This is a genomic window from Rhodopila sp. (assembly GCF_035548095.1).
Taxonomy (GTDB): domain Bacteria; phylum Pseudomonadota; class Alphaproteobacteria; order Acetobacterales; family Acetobacteraceae; genus Rhodopila.
In genome coordinates, this window is the sequence record NZ_DASZUV010000032.1 from 18207 (window position 1) to 36487 (window position 18281).

Annotated in this window: 14 protein-coding genes and 2 pseudogenes; 3 read left to right on the forward strand and 13 right to left on the reverse strand. The window is 63.3% G+C overall.

The window, feature by feature from the left end; translation table 11 throughout:
• Window positions 1-59: 59 nt before the first annotated feature.
• Window positions 60-938: pseudogene (gene ppk2, locus VHC04_RS23125) on the reverse strand (polyphosphate kinase 2).
• 15 nt (window positions 939-953) lie between these two features.
• Here ppk2 and VHC04_RS22545 point away from each other — a divergent pair.
• Window positions 954-1196, forward strand: a pseudogene (locus VHC04_RS22545) (transposase); the annotation flags it as partial.
• Window positions 1197-1248: 52 nt separating this feature from the next.
• Here the strand turns inward: VHC04_RS22545 and VHC04_RS22550 are convergent.
• The 12 genes from VHC04_RS22550 to VHC04_RS22605 all read right to left on the reverse strand — a co-directional run bounded on the left by VHC04_RS22550 (window position 1249) and on the right by VHC04_RS22605 (window position 13303).
• The gene (locus tag VHC04_RS22550) at window positions 1249-1584 is read right to left on the reverse strand and encodes a hypothetical protein (protein ID WP_325684995.1); all 336 of its coding nucleotides are present in this window, start codon (window positions 1582-1584) and stop codon (window positions 1249-1251) included.
• Between the two features lie 156 nt (window positions 1585-1740).
• A complete protein-coding gene (locus tag VHC04_RS22555) occupies window positions 1741-1851 on the reverse strand; it encodes a hypothetical protein (protein WP_325685083.1) in 111 nt (36 codons plus the stop codon).
• 318 nt (window positions 1852-2169) lie between these two features.
• Window positions 2170-3264: an LLM class flavin-dependent oxidoreductase gene (locus tag VHC04_RS22560; RefSeq protein WP_325684996.1), complete on the reverse strand. Its 1095-nt coding sequence runs from the start codon at window positions 3262-3264 to the stop codon at window positions 2170-2172.
• Window positions 3265-3393: 129 nt separating this feature from the next.
• Complete coding sequence (locus tag VHC04_RS22565; protein ID WP_325684997.1) at window positions 3394-3762, reverse strand: hypothetical protein; 369 nt, start codon at window positions 3760-3762, stop codon at window positions 3394-3396.
• Between the two features lie 3 nt (window positions 3763-3765).
• A complete protein-coding gene (locus tag VHC04_RS22570) occupies window positions 3766-4440 on the reverse strand; it encodes a hypothetical protein (protein ID WP_325684998.1) in 675 nt (224 codons plus the stop codon).
• A 134-nt stretch (window positions 4441-4574) separates the two neighbouring features.
• Window positions 4575-5036 carry a hypothetical protein gene (locus VHC04_RS22575; protein WP_325684999.1) on the reverse strand — a complete coding sequence of 154 codons (462 nt, stop codon included), beginning with the start codon at window positions 5034-5036 and terminating at the stop codon, window positions 4575-4577.
• 21 nt (window positions 5037-5057) lie between these two features.
• Window positions 5058-5351: a hypothetical protein gene (locus VHC04_RS22580; RefSeq protein ID WP_325685000.1), complete on the reverse strand. Its 294-nt coding sequence runs from the start codon at window positions 5349-5351 to the stop codon at window positions 5058-5060.
• Window positions 5352-5451: 100 nt separating this feature from the next.
• Entirely contained in the window at window positions 5452-6654 is a 1203-nt protein-coding gene (locus VHC04_RS22585; RefSeq protein WP_325685001.1) for a CaiB/BaiF CoA transferase family protein, read from the reverse strand.
• 72 nt (window positions 6655-6726) lie between these two features.
• A complete protein-coding gene (locus VHC04_RS22590) occupies window positions 6727-8325 on the reverse strand; it encodes a GMC family oxidoreductase (protein WP_325685002.1) in 1599 nt (532 codons plus the stop codon).
• Between the two features lie 378 nt (window positions 8326-8703).
• Window positions 8704-9723: an ABC transporter substrate-binding protein gene (locus tag VHC04_RS22595; RefSeq protein ID WP_325685003.1), complete on the reverse strand. Its 1020-nt coding sequence runs from the start codon at window positions 9721-9723 to the stop codon at window positions 8704-8706.
• The gene (acnA, locus tag VHC04_RS22600; RefSeq protein ID WP_325685004.1) at window positions 9720-12383 is read right to left on the reverse strand and encodes an aconitate hydratase AcnA; all 2664 of its coding nucleotides are present in this window, start codon (window positions 12381-12383) and stop codon (window positions 9720-9722) included. Before acnA ends, VHC04_RS22595 begins: the two co-directional genes overlap by 4 nt.
• The gene (locus tag VHC04_RS22605) at window positions 12380-13303 is read right to left on the reverse strand and encodes an isocitrate lyase/PEP mutase family protein (protein WP_325685005.1); all 924 of its coding nucleotides are present in this window, start codon (window positions 13301-13303) and stop codon (window positions 12380-12382) included. Before VHC04_RS22605 ends, acnA begins: the two co-directional genes overlap by 4 nt.
• Before the next feature lie 143 nt (window positions 13304-13446).
• On the opposite strand from VHC04_RS22605, the gene VHC04_RS22610 reads away from it, so the two are divergent.
• Window positions 13447-15135, forward strand: coding sequence for a thiamine pyrophosphate-binding protein (locus VHC04_RS22610; RefSeq protein ID WP_325685006.1), 1689 nt, complete (start codon window positions 13447-13449; stop codon window positions 15133-15135).
• Between the two features lie 316 nt (window positions 15136-15451).
• The gene (locus tag VHC04_RS22615) at window positions 15452-18178 is read left to right on the forward strand and encodes a PAS domain-containing protein (protein WP_325685007.1); all 2727 of its coding nucleotides are present in this window, start codon (window positions 15452-15454) and stop codon (window positions 18176-18178) included.
• Window positions 18179-18281 lie beyond the last annotated feature (103 nt).

Sequence of the window (18281 nt, forward strand, 5' to 3'; positions counted from 1 at the left end):
GCGATGCAATGAAGCCTTAACGTTTCGACGCCGAGCCAGCGTTATGCAGGGAACTCCGATCAGCCATGCGTATTACCGGGTCCTCCGTGCCAAACTAGTTCAGGAACGAATTTGAACGAATAATTGGGCTCTTCATAGTCATGCGGCTTCTGTCGCTTCGGCAACTCGATCTTGGCGCGCGGCACATCCTCGTACGGGATCTGCTCAAATAGATGTGTAATCGTGTTCAATCGGGCGCAACGCTTGTCGTCGGACCGAACCACGAACCATGGCGCCCATGGCGTATCAGTGGCCTTGAACATAGCATCGCGCGCTCGTGAATAATCGTACCAGCGACTGTAGGATCGCAAATCCATTGGCGACAGCTTCCAGGTTTTGCGCCCGTCGGTGATGCGCGCGCGCAGGCGGCGGGCCTGTTCTTCCTCTGTCACCTCGAGCCAGTATCAGCAGGATGCCGGACTCGATAATCGTCCGTTCCGTCGCCGGTGTCTGCGCCAGGAAATGATCCGCCTGGTCCTCAGTGCAGAAGCCCACCACGCGTTCCACGCCCGCGCGGTTGTACCGACTGTGGTCGAAAATGACGATTTCCCGGCTGCCGGCAGGTGCGGAATGTAGCGCTGCACGTACATCTGCGACCGCTCACGTTCTGTCGGCGCCGGCAGCGCCACAACCCGGAAGATACGCGGACTGACGCGTTCGGTGATAGCCTTGATGGTGCCGCCCTTGCCGGCGCCGTCACGGCCCTCAAAAACGACGCAGATTTTCTGCTTTGTGTGGACGACCCATTGCTGCAGCTTCACCAGCTCCACATGGAGCCTGGCCAGCTCGCGTTCGTAAGTCTTGCGGGACAGCCGGCCGCCTTCGGAGTCGGATACCGCCTGTCCGGCAGCTTTTCTGGCCTCTTTTTCCGCCTTCCTCTGCTTCTTGAATGCGCCCATCAGCACTCCTCTGACAAGCCGCCGCGTGCGATCACCGAACCCTGGCGGATCGAGATGATGGCCAAGCTGGAGACAGAAGATGGACGCAAGCGTTACGGAAAACGAAAACACAGCGTCGAACCGGTGTTCGGGATCATCAAAACCGCCATCGGCTTCATCCGCTTCCATCTGCGCGGCCTTGCCAACATCACAAGCGAATGGACCTTGATTACCCTCGCCTACAACTGCAGGCGGCTTCACCGCCTGCAGCCCGCTTGACCCCCACCCCACGCATCAATCCGCTCGCCAAAGATGCCAATCCGACAGGCTGCTAAACTGAAAACCACCCGGTTCCATGTTCTTCTTCTAGAAATCGAAAATACGTCGCACGCCTTTCGGCAGCGTCCTGATCCAGAGCGGCACATTCGGTTCGGCACGTAGGATCGGGTTCCACGATCGGCGGCTCCCCGGCGTTGGAAATCGCCCGGCCCGTGTCGCGGCAGAAGCTGCTGGGAAAGGAGGCGATCATCACCTCATTTTCTCCGGCGTCGAAAGCACGCTCGATCTTCCGCATGGTCTGCTCGGCCACCTCGGGTGTAGGTTCAAAATCTTCCAAGCTTTTACGGAAGGTGACCGGTTCCCCGTTGTGCTTGCGTCCATATGCCATTCCGCTTTCTGTTCCTGACGCAACCGGGTGTGCCGTTCGGCGGACAAAGCGGCGACGGCAAGGGAGACAGGGTCCGGCACGGCAGATCCTCTTGCTGGAATACTTCCGGCGTGGAGCCGCTAGGATGCCGCTGCTGTCCGAACCGGTCCAGCCCTATTATAAGGCTCGGGATGGCCCGACCAACGTGGCCCCGCCATCCACAACCAGGGTCTGTCCGGTGATGAAGCATGCCTGGTCGGACGACAGCAAGCGCACTGCGTCGCCAATGTCTCAGCCGGCGCCCTCCCGTTCCAGCACAAAGGCATCGCGGCGCGCCTCGCGCGCCTGATCGGTCACCCAAGGGCGTCGTCCATCATTGCAGCGCAATGCCACGAATCCGTCACATTATAAGCGGTGGCCGCAGCGCTGCCGCCCTCGGCAGTGATCATCGCTACGGTGCGCTCCGCCAGATCCAGCAGGATAGCCGCCGCCTACCATTGCCGGTGCCGTCATCCTTGGCGCCGCCGCCGGTGATGATCGCGACCTTACCGATTAGGCCCTACTCGGCGTTCGGTCTCACCGCGATCGTCCTCCCGCCGCTTACTCTTACTCGGCGGCGGCCTTCGCCGCGACCGGGTGCCAGGATTTCACCACCGGCAGCACCTCCTTCGCGAACAAGCGTAGGCCGCGCTCCGACACCTCGAACGGTGTGCCACCGAAACGGAACGCCACGTTCAGTTCATAATGACCCAACAGCGCCCGGCGGGCTTCCAACCCGCGCAGAATCTTATCCGGCGTGCCCCAGCTCGCGGCCTGCATGAACCCATTGACCGCGCCTTCCAGACCAGCCTGTCGAGCGATTTCGGCCTTCTGTTGATAGGCGTCGTAGCCCTTCACCGTCTTGAAGTGTTCGCCCAGAAACTCATAGTGGTAAAAATTGCTTTCGACGAATTTCCCCTGGTATTGGCGGGCTTCCTCCTCGGTCTTCGCTAGGTCGGTGCCGCAGATACAGAACTCGGTTAGCATCAGGTGCGGCGGTTTGGTTCCATGGAATTCGCGGTGCAGCGTGCGGCCGTGCTCAATCGCCGGCAGCCGCATCTCCCACGGCCGGTCCGCGAACATGACCATGTGGGCCCCTAGCCTGGCGGCGGACCGGACCGAATCCTCGCTGGAGGCGACGGCATAGATGCGACCGTCGAACGAATGCCCGGGTCGCGGGCGAAGCTCAGTGCGAGGCTGCTTGTAGAACGGACCATCCCCCTCGATGAAGCCCGTCTTCAGCGCGTCGATGATCATCTGCGCGGCTTCGTCGAAGCGGCCGCGCGACTCATCCATGCTGAGGCGGAAGGCGTGAAATTCACGCTGCGCCAAGCCGCGTCCCATGCCAAAACGCAGCCGTCCCTTCGATAGATTGTCCAGCACGATCACCTGCTCCGCGACGCGCAGCGGATCATGCCAGGGCAGGATCACCGCCGCCGTGCCAACGTCGATGTCGGGGCACAATGCCGAGAGGTAGGTCATGAGCTGGAGGTTGTCCGGCACGAAGGAATAGTCGTTGAAGTGGTGCTCCGCGGACCAAAGGCAATCGAAGCCGAGATCGGCAGCCAAGCGAGCCAGCCGAATCTCCTCGTCCCACACACGCTGGTCGGAGCAATCCTCCCAGCCATAGCTGGCGAAGACCATCATCATACCGACGTCCACTTGGCGTTCTCCCTTCCGATATTCCCGTTGACGGCGCGCGGCCGATCAGCCGGCCGGCGCGTGAGGGAAATGGTTTCACGTCGCGCCCCCGCGTGCAACTCGGCACGCGCGGCGCCCTCGGCCGCGCCGTCACGCCACTGCGAAGGCCGGCCAGTGAGCCCAGGCGGGCTGTCGCGCCGCGGTGCGCCGTCGCTTCCCGTTATCGGCGGACAACGCGTTGGCAATACTGGCCCAGGCGGGACCGCGCGCTTTGAATGCCTCGGCGAGTGCCGCCATCGTGGCATCATCGCGCCAGCACCAGAGCCGTTCTATCAATGGATCGAACCCGCGCACCCAATCCGGTCCGGCGCCTCGTCGGGGAGAAAACGTCGACAGTAACCCAACCAGCACATCGACGCTCGCCGCCCGTACCGCTCGGCACATTTGATCCCCGGCCAAGCCCACCGTCACCGCGGCGGCGTTACGGACGCGCCAAAGATCTTCCGGGTCCTGCTCCATCCCTCACGCCTCGGTCGGATGAAAGTGATTGGCGAAAACATGGTAACAGTCATGCGTCGGGGCACGCTTTATGTAGCACGCCTGGTGTTTAGCGTAGCCCCGGATGATGTCGTCGCGGCGCGGCATCTGGTTGTAATGAAACTCTTCCAGCGAGGACGCGCCATTGCGCATAACGTGCGGATCGTTCTGCCAGTGGCACGCCGTGTAGGTGATCGTGTCCATCAGCGCGCGGCGTTCATCTGTCCGACCCAGATAGGAATCGACCAAGGCGCCGGCGCGCGGCGCGTCCTGCGCCAGCACGTGCCGCTGGATCACCGGCAGCAGCCGGTCCACCGCGAACCCATCGGTCCAGGCGTGGTGGGCGTGCCGCGATTCCAGGGCGAAGGAGGGGTCGAATGGGTAAATGGCGTTGGAGCGGATCGGATCGGATCGTTCATGAAGCGCGCCCATGAACACCGCCTTCACTTGCTGCGTGTTATCGAAGTTCCGGATCCAGGACTGCACGACGTTCAAATAGTCCAGCGCATGCGTCGGGTGCGGGAAGGCGCTGGGATGTTCCAGCACGTCGATCAGATAGCGCTGGAAACAGGCGACGACGCCATCACCGACATCCAGCAACCCGGCGCTGCGCTTGAAGAAACCCATGACCACCGCGTTGATCTCGAACGGACCGCCCACAGTAGCGCCTCAGTCAGCACGTCCAGATCCCGATCGGCCAGCGGATGGCCTGATCGTTTCGGGATCGTAGCCTGGTCCGGCAGCTCCCTACGGCAGATGGTGCTGATCTCAGTCCACAGCCCGTACAGCCGGGGTCAGCAGCCCATGTCGGGCACCACCGTGTGGAACAGGTCATGTGCGTTGTCCCAGCTTAGGTAGTCGACGATTTCGACGAGCGCACGGGCGCGTAGCGCCTTATGTCCAATATTCCGGTAACCACCGCTGTTGATGATCGTGTCCTGCAGATCGATGATGCCGCCGAACAGGATGGCACCCTTCAGGCGCGACCGAGCAGCTTCGTCCTGGGCAAGTCCAAGGAGCAGGCCGTAGGCCTCGGCTTTTTGGCCCTCGGCGATCGCCCAGTTCATTCGGGCCAGCCGGTCATCAACCGACCCGCCGGTGATCGGCGAGTGGTCCTCAAAATAGATTTTCGGCGGGTTCCAGGACGGGCCGTCGAAACGGTCCACATGCTCATCCGGCCCGGGAAACTTACGATTGCACTGTTCGCCATCGCTCGCATAGTGGCCGGGGAACTCACAGACCACCAGTTCCCACACGTTCAGCCCTTGCGGTACGTATCACATCGCCTGGATCCTGGGCAGGATACCGCGCGTGCCACCCAACTTGCCCATGATGGCGATGGCGCCGCGGCAACCCAGGATGGTGTGATCGTGGTTCACGCCCCGCAACTCGCCATTCAGCACCCGCACAAACGGCACGGTGACTGCAATCGCTTCCCGGATCATCGACTGCTGCGGCCGACTTTCCTCGGTGATCAAGCGGCAGAAGGTGGTCGTCGCCTCGCGAGAACGGACTTCCTGGATCTTTTCGCACAGCCGCTCGACGGTGGCCGCGCCCTGCGCCATGTCCATGACGATCCCCCGGGACGTTCCCCCTTTTCCGCGGGCCGCCCATAACGGGCACGTCGTGATAAAAGTTCGGACCGGCGCCCGGCGCTGTCGTTGATCTGGATCAACCGCCGGGGATGGCCACCTTCCGCGCGATCAGATCCTCGACCGCCACCTCGTCCAAGCCGGATTCCTCCAGGACCTCCCGTGTGTGCTGGCCCAGGCGCGGGGCAAAGCGTCCACCGAGCGGCGGTTTCGTCTCGGACCAGGTGCTCGGTTCCCGCATCACGCGTACACGGCCCTCGGTCGGATGTTCCTCCCAAAAAAAGAAGCCGGCATCGGCCAAATGCGGATCCTCCATCAACGATTCCAGCGTATGGGGTCGCATGCAGGGAATGTCGTTCTCCTGCAGCAGGGCCAACCACTCCTCCGTCGCGCGATGCTTCAGCTCCTCACCGATCATTTCGTATAGCGCGTCGATATTTGCGGTACGTGAGGTGATGGTGGCGAAGCGCGGATCTTCGTCTAGCAGGTGGCCCTTGCCGATTGCGTCGAAGAAGCGTCGCCATTGCCCATCATTATAGGGTAGCACAGCAAGGAACCCGTCCTTAGTCGCGTAGGGCCGGCGCGCGGGCGAAAGCGTGCGCTTATAGCCGGCGGGACTGGTGGGCGGGTCGAAGGTCTGGCCCTGCATGTGCTCCGACAGGACAAATTGGACCATCGTCTCGAACATCGGCACCTCAATCATTTGACCGATGCCGGTCCGTTCCTTCGCCAACAACCCGGCCAGCAGCGCGTTCGCCGCCGCCCCGCCAACGATGCGGTCGATCGCCGCCATGGGAATGAAGCGCGGCTGGCCCGTGGACTGTTGCAGCAACATCGGGATCGCCGAGGCTGCCTGGATCAGGTCATCATAGGCTGGGCGCCCGGCATAGCGGCCGGCGCTGCCGTAGCCGACCATCGAGAGATAGACGATTTTGGGACTCACAGTGCGCACGGACTCATAGTCCAGCCCGAGTCGCTTCAGCGCTGCCTGTCGGATGTTAGAAGCGAAGGCATCGACTTTTGCCGCCAGGCGCAGAATCGCGTCCCGCGCCTCGGGCTGCTTCAGGTCAACGCAGATGCTGCGCTTACCTTTCGCGTTGTGCTGAAACGTGCCGCTCATGCCATAGCTCTTTGGCACACCGACGAAACGGGAGGAATCACCGTTCGGCGCTTCCACCTTGATCACGTCGGCGCCGTAATCAGACATGATCCGAGTACACCACGGGCCCATCTGCACCGTGGTTAGATCCAGCACGCGGATGCCGGCGAGAGGTCCTGTCATAGTATTGGTCGAATTCCTTTTTGCTTCCAAGGCGCGATTTAAGCCCTCTGACTTTCAGTCTCGGCGATCGCGTCAGTCGAACAGCGTGGCGAGGCGCTGCTTCATATTGTCAGCGACATACAGCGCCAGGGCGCCAATGGTGCGGGTCGGGTTCACCCCGGCCGAGGTAACAAAGATGCTGCCATCGACGACGAATAGGTTCTTTACATCATGGCTACGGCCCCATTCATTCACAACTGACCGTTCCGGATCCGACCCCATCCGAGCGGTGCCCATGAGATGCCAGCCACCCTCGGCAATCGGCGATTCGAATCCGACATCATACGCACCCGCAGCCTTTAGGATGTCGGTGGCGCGGCCAACGGCATGGGCTAGCATCTTCTTGCTGTTTTCGCTCAGGCGATAGGTGATCTTTGGCGCCGGAATGCCGTGACTGTCCTTCAGCACCGGATCCAGCGTAACTTGGTTATGCTCCTCCGGCAGGTCTTCACAAATACCGACCATGCCGCAGCGATGCCGAAACAGCCGTCGATAGGCATCATGGTGACCAGCACCCCAGGGTAGTTTATTGTTCGCCGCGCCTTGTATGGCCGCCATTACCTGGTTCTGACTTCGGGAAAATTCGAAGATATAGCCGCGGACAAAGCCACGCGACAGATCGGTCTCATAGAACTGATGGCTCCAGATGCAGTTGCCGGGACCCTTGTTGCCGTCCATCTCTTCGTCGAAATAACCCCAGATGCGGGCGTACGGGTGAAACATCAGGTTCTTACCGACCAGCCCGCTGGAATTGGCAATGCCGCTGGGGAATTTCCCCGACACCGAGTTCAGCAGCAGCCTTGGCGTGCCGACTCCGTTGCAGGCGACCACCACGACCTCGGCCGGCTGGAATTTCTCTTCTCCTTTCCCGTCGTAATAGATCACGCCGGACGCCATGCCGCGCTCGTTCACCGTAATCTCGCGCACCCGGCAGCGCGGCCATACTTCCACGCCAGCGCGCATAGCGGCGGGTAAATAGGTGATGTCGGTGCTTGCCTTCGCCCCCTGCGCACAGCCCGACGTGCAGTGTGCTAAATTGATGCATTTTGCCCTTCCCTCATAGTCGATCGAGGCGATAGCGCTGTCCGACGGCCACCAATGCCAGCCGAGCTTGTTCAGCCCGCGCCCCAAGGCAGAGCCGGAGCGGCCCAGCGGCAGTGGCGGCATCACCGCCTTCTTTGGCGGGTAGGCAGGATCGCCAGCCAAACCGGACACACCCATCATGCGGTCGTTTTCCTCGTAATATGGCTCCAACGCCTGATAGTCGATCGGCCAATCATCGGCGACGCCGTCCAGCGTCTTCACGCGGAAATCCGATGGGTGGAAGCGGGGGAAATGGCCAGCATACAATACCGTGCTGCCACCAACACCATTAAAGTTGGCGACCTGAATGTCTGATTCGGTGCCATTGATCGGATAATCCGTCTCTCGACAGCGACGGTTCGGGTTGTGATGCATATCGGAGAGCTGCCGAGCTTCCCAGTCGCGGCCGGCGGACGGGTATTCGGATGGATTCATCCAGTCACCCTGCTCCATGCAGACAATCCGCATTTTTGTCTCCGCCAAACTCCAGGCCACCGCCGCCCCGGATGCGCCAGTGCCGATGATCAGGACGTCAACGGGTGCGGTCATGGATTGTTTCCCTTCGTTTGGATTTTCGAAACGCAGTGCAGGCTCCTCCCGGGATACTGTCAACCGGCAGGATTGCGAGGCAGGAAACCGTCGCGCACCCAAGTAGGACAAATCAGATCTTCTGGATGCACCGGTCGCACCAGAATGGCCAAGCCATTCGGCATGGGGGCTACGGCGTCGGTCGGATCGACGCGCCGCAGCCCGGCCGCAGCGGCCACAACTGGGATACCAGGACCGCGCTTGATTGCGCTGGCCTGACGCAAGCGACTTTGTAGGCGCAGGTGACGATCCACGCCGACAAACTGGAATCATGAGGAGATCATCGGTTGCAACCGATAGTCACGGAGACAGCCCCACGCGATGATGGGGGTGCCCGCGTTAACTCCCGTTCCGATCTTTCAGCATTGGCAGGAACAGTTCAGTCCACGCTGCAGGTTTCTGCTTCAGTGAACCGATTGCCGCCAGGAACTGCGCATAGTTCAAGCTGCCGGCCGGCACGACGCTATATTCATTCTCAGCGTCGTCCAATACCTGGATAACTTGATCGTGTGCGGTCTTGGTCTGGCTGACACGCGTATAGACCGCGGCAGCGCCTTCATGGTCTTGCGTAATGAAAGCGCTCGCCTCCTCCTGCGCCGCCAAGAAAGCCCGTACCAGCCCGGGATTGGCTTCGGCGAAGCTGCGCTGCGTCATGGTCATCAGGATGCTCATTGGTCCGATCACATCGCGCGTGGTGAACACGCGGTGCACCTTCGGATCCTTCAGCTCCAGGTAGCTGAACGGCGCCGACGCCAGGTGAGAGGTAATCTCGGTCTTGCCTGACATCATCGCGGCATAGGCTTCCGGATGCGGCATACCGACCGTGTTGGGATCCAGCCTGGCGTAATTCTCGATGCCGAACTGTTTCGCGACCGCCATCTGCAGCACCACGGCAGCGAAGGACGTCTTGATGCCCGGCATCGCGATGCGGTCCTTCGGCGTGTAATCCACCAGCGTCCTGATCCGCGGCTCAATCGTATTGAGCCAGAGCGCGCCCGAGGTCAGGGCACTGATACCCACCATTTCCTGCTTGCGGCCCAAGGTGCGATCGCGCAAGACCAGATAACCAGGTACCCCAATGCCAGAGATATCCAATGCACCAGCCAGCATCGCGTCATTGATATTGTTACCGCCGTCCAGCACCTGCCAAGTGACATCGATGCTGCCCAGCCCGATCTTGGCCGCGTGCTTCTCGATCAGCTTCTGGTCGCGCATGATCATCAGCGGCAGATATCCGGTGCTATAGCCATATGACACGCGCAGTGCGTTCGTCTCAGCCCGCACGGACACCGCGTCGGCAAGAGATACAGCGGCAGTGCCGGCAATCAGTGCCTTCCGGCGGGTCAGGGCGTTGTTCATCCGGTTTCTCCGGTCACGGTTGCGCCCAGCAGGCCGTGCAGCGCGTTGGGCAGGATGCCCCCATGGCGCAGCCAGTCTGCCTCCACGCTGGTATCGACGCGGCAGATCATCGCAATGTCGGTCATCTCGCCATTGGCGCGGTGGACGCGCAGCATGGCCTTGGTCCCAGGCCCGATCCCGGCATCCAGGCCCAGGACATCAAAGGTTTCGCTGCCATCTAGCTCCAGCTCGTCCGCCGTGCACCCGTCCGGCAATTGCAATGGCAGCACGCCCATGCCGATCAGGTTGCTGCGATGGATGCGTTCAAAACTTTCCGCCACCACCGCCTGAATGCCCAGCAGCCGCGTGCCCTTGGCCGCCCAGTCGCGAGAGGAGCCGCAGCCGTAGTTGCGGCCGGCGACGACGACCAGCGGCACGCCATCCGCCAGATAGCGCGTCGACGCGTCATGTACCGTCATCACCACTCCCTCCGGCATGTGGCGGGTGAATCCACCTTCCGTGCCCGGTACCAGCTTGTTGCGCAGCCGGATATTGGCGAACGTGCCGCGCACCATCACCTCGTGATTGGCCCGCCGCGTGACATACGAACCGAACTCCGCCGGCGGCACGCCGTGGCCGATCAGATATTCGCCCGCCGGCGCGTCCGCCGGAATCGCCCCGCCGGGAGAGATGTGGTCGGTGGTGACGTCGTCACCCAGCACCAGCAGCGCGCGAGCGCCCCGGATGTCGCCGGTCGCGGCGGGCGGCGTCTCGGCGGGATCCAGGAAGGGTGGACGCTTCAGGTAAAGGCTGACCGGATCCCAGGGGAAGACCGGCGAGTCGGCCGCAGGCAGCGCTACCCACTCCGGTCCGCCATCCGCCAGGTCCCCGTAGACGGACCGGAACAGGTCGGGCGTCAGGGCCCGGGCCATGACAGCATTCACTTCCTCATCGGGCGGCCACAGGTCGCGCAGCCGAACCGGCACGCTCGCGGCGTCGACGCCCAGCACGCCATCGGCCATATCGTGCAGCACCGACCCGGCCAGCGCATACGCTACCACCAGCGGCGGCGAAGCCAGATAGGCGCCGCGCACCGAAGGATGCAACCGTCCCTCGAAATTCCGGTTGGTGGAGATGACGCCGACCGCGATCAACGCCTCCGCGGCGATTTGCTGCGTGATCGCATCGGGCAGCGGACCGGCGCCACCGCCGCAGGTCATGCAGCCATAACCAACGACGTGGAAGCCCACCGAGTCCAGCACCTCCCGCAATCCGGCCCGCTCCAGCATCGCCGTCACGACGCGGGATCCGGGGGAGAAAGACGTCTTCACCCAGGGCTTGGCGCGCAGGCCTCGCATGGCAGCGTTGCGCGCCAGTAGCCCGGCGGCGATGATCTGGAACGGATTGCTGGTATTGGTGCAGGAGGAAATGGCGGCTATGGCGATGTCGCCGTGCTGCAATTGCCGTTCGGTTTCCGTTACGTCCGGCGCCAGTGCGCTCTCCAACCCGTAGGCGGCACGGAAATTCGCGGCGACACCGGACAGCGCCACGCGGCTTTCCGGCCGCGTCGGTCCGGCGAGCGACGGCTCGACCGAACCCAAATCGAAGTCCAGCATCTCGGGAAAGGATGGATCGGCGCTGCGCCACAACAAGTTCGTCTTGGCATAGGCTTCCGCCAACGCCACCTGCTCGGCCGGCCGGCCGGACCGCGCCAGGTAACGGATCGTTTCGGCATCCCACGGGAAGAACCCCATCGTAGCGCCGTATTCGGCCGCCATGTTGGCGATAGTCGCCCGGTCCGGCAGTGACAGCGAATCCAGCCCAGGGCCGCAGAACTCGACGATCGCCGCCAGCACCCCATAACGGCGCAGGACCTGCGTCAGGCTCAGCACAATGTCGGTACAGACGACGCCTGGCCGCCGCGCACCGATCAGGCGGCAGCCGACGACGCGCGGCACCAGTAAGCTGACCGGCTGGCCCAACATCGCCGTCGCCGCCTCGATCCCACCAACGCCCCAGCCGAACACGCCCAACCCGTTGATCATCGGCGTGTGGCTGTCCATGCCGACCAACGAGTCCGGAAAGGCGACGCTATCGCGTGTGGCGACGACGCTGGCCAGGCATTCCAGGTTCAACTGGTGCAAGATGCCATTGCCCGGCGGGATGACGCGCAGATTATCGAACTGACCCATCGCCCACCGCACCATCGCGTAGCGTTCGCGGTTGCGCCGCATCTCCAGCTTCATGTTCTGGACGATCGCGTCGGCCGATCCGGTGACATCGGCACGCACGGAATGGTCGATTACCAGATCGGTGGGAATGCACGGGTTGACCCGGCGCGGATCGAGCCCTTGCGCCGCCACCGCGTCGCGCATCGCCGCCAGGTCGATCAGCAGCGGAATGCCGCTGGAATCCGGCATCAGCACCCGGGTCGGGTGGAAGGCGACCTCCCGATCCAGTGCTGCCGGGTCCGGCCAGCGCGCCAGGGCTTCCACGTCTGCCGCCGTCACCGACCGGTCGTCCTCATGGCGCAGCAGGTTCTCCAGCAACACACGCAGAGAGAAGGGCAGTCGGTCCAAGGCCACACCCAGCCGCCCCGCCAATGCCGGCAGGCTGTAATAGGCACGAGTTGCCTCACCGACGGTCAGCAATCGACGTGCGCCGAAACTGTCCCGCGTCATCGCGCGCCGCCTGGCCTCGTGCGGACGAATTTCCGTTCCAACTCCTTGATCCGCGGTAGGCCCATCAGCGTGTTCAACTCATCGAACGGGACTAGCAGGTCCGGGCGGTCAATCACACGGTTTTCGTCGATCGACTGCGTCAGCACACCCAGTGCGTTCTTCATCCCCTGGATCGCCGCGGAGGTCAGCATGCGCGGATAGGATACCGCCTTGACCCCCATGTCCTCCAATTGCCGAGCGGAGAGCAGCGGGGTGGTCGGGCGCTGGCGAATACCGAAACCCATGTTCACGGAAAGCGGCTTGGACACGTTACGCGCGACGGCAGCGATGTCCTCCGCCGACAGCAGCGCATCGGTGAACAGCAGGTCGGCGCCGGCCTCGGCGTACAGGTTCAGGCGGCGGATCGCCTCGCCCACACCATGGACTGCGGTCGCGTCGGTGCGGGCCTTGATCACGAACCCAGGATCGCGCCGCGCCTCGACAGCGGCCTGGATCTTCTCCACCCCTTCCTCGGCCGAAATGACCTGCTTGCCTTCCATGTGCCCGCAGCGTTTCGGCCAGACCTGGTCCTCGATCATCAGGCAGGCGATGCCCGCACGTTCGAATCCCTGCACCGTGAAATACACATTCATCGCGTTGCCGTAGCCCGTGTCTCCATCGGCGCTGAGCGGGATCGACGTGCACGCAGCCAGGGCCGACGAGGCGCGCAGATTTTCCTCATAGCCCATGATGCCGACATCGGCCCAACCCAGATTGGCTTCACTCAGGCCCGCGCCGGAGATCGCGGCAGTCTTGAACCCCATCGATTCCACCAGGCGGGCACTGAAACCGTCATAGATACCAGGGCAGATCAGGATGCCGGGTTCAGCCAGCAGGTCACGCAGGCGTTGGCCCGGGGATAAAGTGGCGGAAAATGTCATGGGGCCGGCCTTCTTGTTGCTGATGGACGTGGTCAGGAACCCATGATGCGGCGGGCTCCGGACGCTGTCGATCCGCCGTGGCCTTCCCTCCGACACGATCCGGTGTAACCCTCCTCCGTGAAAAAGATCCCGGAGGAGCCACCATGGACAACATCGCCGGCACGATCCAGGCGCACGAAGCCATCGCCCGCGACCTGAAGGCGCTAGGCATCGACACCGTGTTCGGGCTCATGAGCGACGACACCGCCGTCTTCTGCACCGCGCTGGACGGGCTGGGCATCACCTTCCACGGTGCTCGGCACGAGAACAATGCCATAGCGATGGCCGAAGGCTATGCCTTCGCCACCGGCCGCCTGGGTGTGGCGATCATCGGACGCGGCCCAGCCACGGCGAATGGGCTGCATGCGGCGGTGGCGGCAAGCCGAATGGGGTCGAAGCTGCTGATCATCTATGGCGAGCAAGCGCAGCCGACGGGCGCCGTGAACGCGATGGGGCCGGACTACAAAGGCTTCAATGCGGTTGGCGTGCTGCAATCCGCCGGGCTGCGAACCTTCGTCGCCACGTCGGGCGAAGCCAGCCGGTCCGCCCTGGCCGACGCCATTGTCCATGCCGAAACCGGCACCGCCTCTGCGCTGCTGCTGCCGACCAACGTGCAGCACCAGCCGATCGAGGAACCACGGACACCGCCACAGATCGTAGCCGCCGCACGCAAACCGGTAGTGCCACGGCCGCAGGCCATCGCCGCGGCCGCCGAGGTGCTGCGCAAGGCGAACAAGCCGATCATCGTCGCCGGCCGCGGCGCCTTCCTGTCCGGCGCGAAGCAGGCGATCGAGGCCTTGGCGGAGCGCACCGGCGCGCTGCTGATCACCACCGCCAAGGGCAAGGACATGTTCCGCGGTAACCCCTACAACCTCGGCATCCTCGGCTCCTTCTCCCATTCCATGGCACGTCGCATGGTCGATCAGGCGGATTGCGCCGTGGTCTTCGGCGCCGGTCTGAATTTCCTGACCATGAGCTTCGGTCAGTCGCTGCCGCCGGTACCACTGATCCAAGTGGATTCTAGTCGGGCGAATATCGGCCGCTATACCGGTGCGGATATCGCCGTTGTCGGGGATGCGAAGCTCGCCGCCGAAGGCATCCTGGCTGCGCTACCGACCGGCTCCAACGCCGAGAAACCGTTCCGATCGGAACAGATCCGGCAGATGCTGGCCGCCTATGACATCGGCAAGGACTTCCAACCGGCGAATACTCCGCGCACGGTGGATATGCGCAGTCTGGGATCAGCGCTGAACGCGCTGCTACCCGAACAGAAGAACATCGTGTATGATGCTGGGAATTTCCTTGGCGTGCTGCCCTATCTATCGGTTCCCGGCCCGGGTCATTTCAAGATGACCAGCGAATTCGCCTCCATCGGCCTGGGCTTCGGCACCGCGCTGGGCGTCGCCACCGGGCGCCCCGACATCCCGACGATCCTGGTCATCGGCGATGGCGGCTTCCTGATGACGCTGGGCGAGCTCGAAACGGTGGTGCGGGAGGACATCCCGCTGATCATCCTCGTGATGAATGACTGCGCCTATGGCGCGGAACTGCATTTCCTGCGCATGCGTAACCTGCCGGAGCAAAAATCGGTGTTCCCTGACGTCGATTTCGCCCCCGTCGCCGCCGCCTTCGGATTCGAGTCGCGGACGATCCGCACGCTGGACGATCTGCAAGCGGCCGCGCCGCTGCTGCAGGCGCCATCCGGGCCGGTGCTCTTGGACTGCAAGCTGAACGCCGACGTCGCCGCACCGTTCATGAGCGAATTCTACGCTTTCGAAACGGGTCAGCACTGACCACCTTCGCGGGTCCAGCGTCCTGTGCCACTCAGAGGAATTGTTTTGGCAGATCGCTATTTCCGCTCTATGAATCGTTGAGGCGCCGGAACGCCGTCTGCCGCAACGTCGGATGCTGCGGCGCGCCACGCCGTCCGAATAATCGCGGCGTTCAGGTGCGGAATTCTGGCGATCTCCGGCCCGGGCTGCCTGCTATCAGCCACCGCGACAGGATCGCCTGGCTCGGGGGACCATGTCCATGCGGCGACCGACCGCGATACCGGAACGTTAGACCGCGATGCCCAAACAGCCAGCGGACCGACGGATAGCCCAGCCAATGCTTGGCCCGGTCACCGCCGGCCTGATCTGCAGCACGGCTCTGATCTGGATCGGGATCGGCTGGCTTTTCTTCATCGAGGGACCCGATGGCCCACCTGCCCGGACCCTGCAGAGCCTGATCGGGCGCGGCGGGTTGATCATGGCCGCCGGAATCCAGACCTTTTGCACCATCGGTTTGCTGGCGATCCAGGGCAGCTGGAAGTCTGCGCGCCACGCCGCAGCTCTGGCGGACCAAGAACACACTCTGCTGAAAGCCGTGCTATCCGTCATTCCCGCCAGCGTGCAGGTCAAGGATGCGTCGCTGCGGTTTGTCTGGATGAATGACACTCATCTGCGAACCGTCCCATTCTCGGCTGCCGACCTGCTAGGGCGGACGATCGCTGAGCTGGACCTGCACCCGATCCTGGTGCGGCAGGTGATGGATGACGATCAGCAGGTTCTGCGAACCGGGTTGCCGGTGGGTCCCGTTCAGCAGACCGTGCCTGATCGCTTCGGCGGACAACCGCAAAATGCCTCGGTCTTCAAGACCCCGATCCTGCGTGACGGACAGGTGACCCATATCGTCACCTTCGCGGTCGAAATGCGCGCCTCCTGGGAAGCGCGGCTGCACCCCATACGCGGCCAACCGGAACGCGACGTGCTTGTCCTGAAGGTGCCGATCCACAGCAGCGCTGGCAGCATCGGGGCAAGTCTCACCGTCGGCACCGACGTCACCACCCTGGAACGCGCGGAGGTCGAGGCAGACAAAGCCAACCGCCTGATCGAGGAGATCCTGCGGCACGTTCCGCTGAGCATTCACGTGAAGGACCGCGACGGCCGCTATCGCTGGGCCAACCGCATGTTCGGTCAGTCGCTGGGTCTGGAGGTGAATGACATACTGGAGAAAACCGTCCATGACCTGGCGGTGCCCCCCTTCGCCAAGGATCGGACCGCGGAGCAGGATCGGGCCGTGCTGACCACCTGCCGCACCATCAGATTCACAGAGCACTGGATCAGGAACGGTGTGCCCACCCAGATGATGGTCATCAAGGCGCCGATGCTGGACGACAGCGGTGCTGTCACGCAGATCATCACGATCGGTGCCGATGTTTCGGAAATTTATCGTTTGCGTGCGGAAGCCGATGAGGCACGGCGGCGCCTGCAGCAGATCGTGGATGTCGTGCCGGTCATGATCGTCTTGAAGGACCGGGATCGCCGCTACCGCTGGGTCAACCGCGAGGTCGAACGAGTCATAGGCTCCATGTCGGCCGCGCGGCTGATCGGCCGCCGCGCCGAAGATGTCTTCACCCCGAGCACCATGACCGAGGATATTCTTAAGGCCGATGAGTCCGTGCTGCGCACCGGCCAGGATGTCGTCAGCCTGTCGCAGCAATTCCCCGACGCGCAGAACCGCATGCGCGACTATAGCGTCCGCCGGGTCGCCTTGCGCGGCCCCGAAGGCACTATCGACGGTGTGCTGACCGTCGGAGTGGACATCACGGAACTGCAACGCGCGGCCCAGGCTCTGCAGCAGGTGAATGTGAACCTGGAGGAGCGGGCGGAAGCCCGAGCGCGGGAGCTGGCCAGGGCTAACGACCTGGTCGCCGCCGTGCTGGAATGTGCCCCGGTGCCCGTCATGACGATGGGTCCGGATGGCTGCGTCACCGGCTGGAACCCGGCGGCGGAGCGGATCACGGGTTTCTCGGCCGCCGAGGTCATGGGACGTCGGCCGCTGCTCTCGACAGCGGACCGCGACGACCTGGCCCAGGCCCTGCACCTTGTCCTGCGCGGCAAGACCGTAACCAACAAGGACATGCGGCAGCAACGCAAGGATGGCAGCGAGATCGAGTTGATGGTGTCCGCGGCGCCGTTGCGCAACGCGGACGGCGCCGTTGAGGGTGTCGTCGTCATCGGCCTGGACGTGACCGAACTGCGCGCCACCGCCAGGCAGTTGCAGCAGGCTCAAAAGATGGAGGCAGTCGGCCAACTGACCGGCGGTATCGCCCATGAATTCAATAATCTGCTGGCGGTGATCATGGGCGCGCTGGACCTGCTGCGGCTGGACCTGCCGGCCGACAGCAACGCCGACGCTCTGGTGGGCCAGGCAATCGCGGCGGTGGAACGCGGCGCCAACCTGACCACCCGGCTGCTGGCCTTCGCGCGACGCCAGGCCTTGCGGCCGTCATGCACGCGGGTGGACCGGCTGGTGCGGGAACTGATGCCGACCCTGCGTACTCTGGTAGGCGAAACGATTACAGTGCGCGAGCTTCCGACGGGTGCCGTCTGGCCCACTCTGGTGGATCGCCACCAACTGACCAGCGCCATCGTAAACGTTGTCGCCAATGCACGGGACGCGATGCCCAAAGGCGGCCTGCTGACGCTGGAAACCTGCAATGCCATGCTGGATGCGACCGACGTCGCGGGCTGGCCGGATGCCACGCCAGGTGAATTCGTTACCATCCGCATAACCGACACCGGTCACGGGATCGAGCCAGAGACGCAGGCCCGGGTGTTTGAGCCGTTCTTCACGACCCGGGCGATCGGCCACGGCAGCGGGCTGGGCTTGAGCATGGTATTGGGATTCGTCAAGCAGTCCGGTGGCCATGTCCGCCTGAGCAGCACGCCCGGCCTCGGCACGACGGTCGTGCTGTACCTGCCCCGATTGGTTGCCGAGACGGCTGCCAGGCCCGATCTGGTGTCGCCAGATGCCGGTCTCGCCGCCACCGGAAACTCGGGTCCGACCTGAACCAGCGATCGGAGGATACACTGTATCGTCCAATCAAAGGGTCGGCATGACAGGGTCAGGTTGACCCCTGTCATGCTTCAGCCGCCAGCAACTCACCGATAAC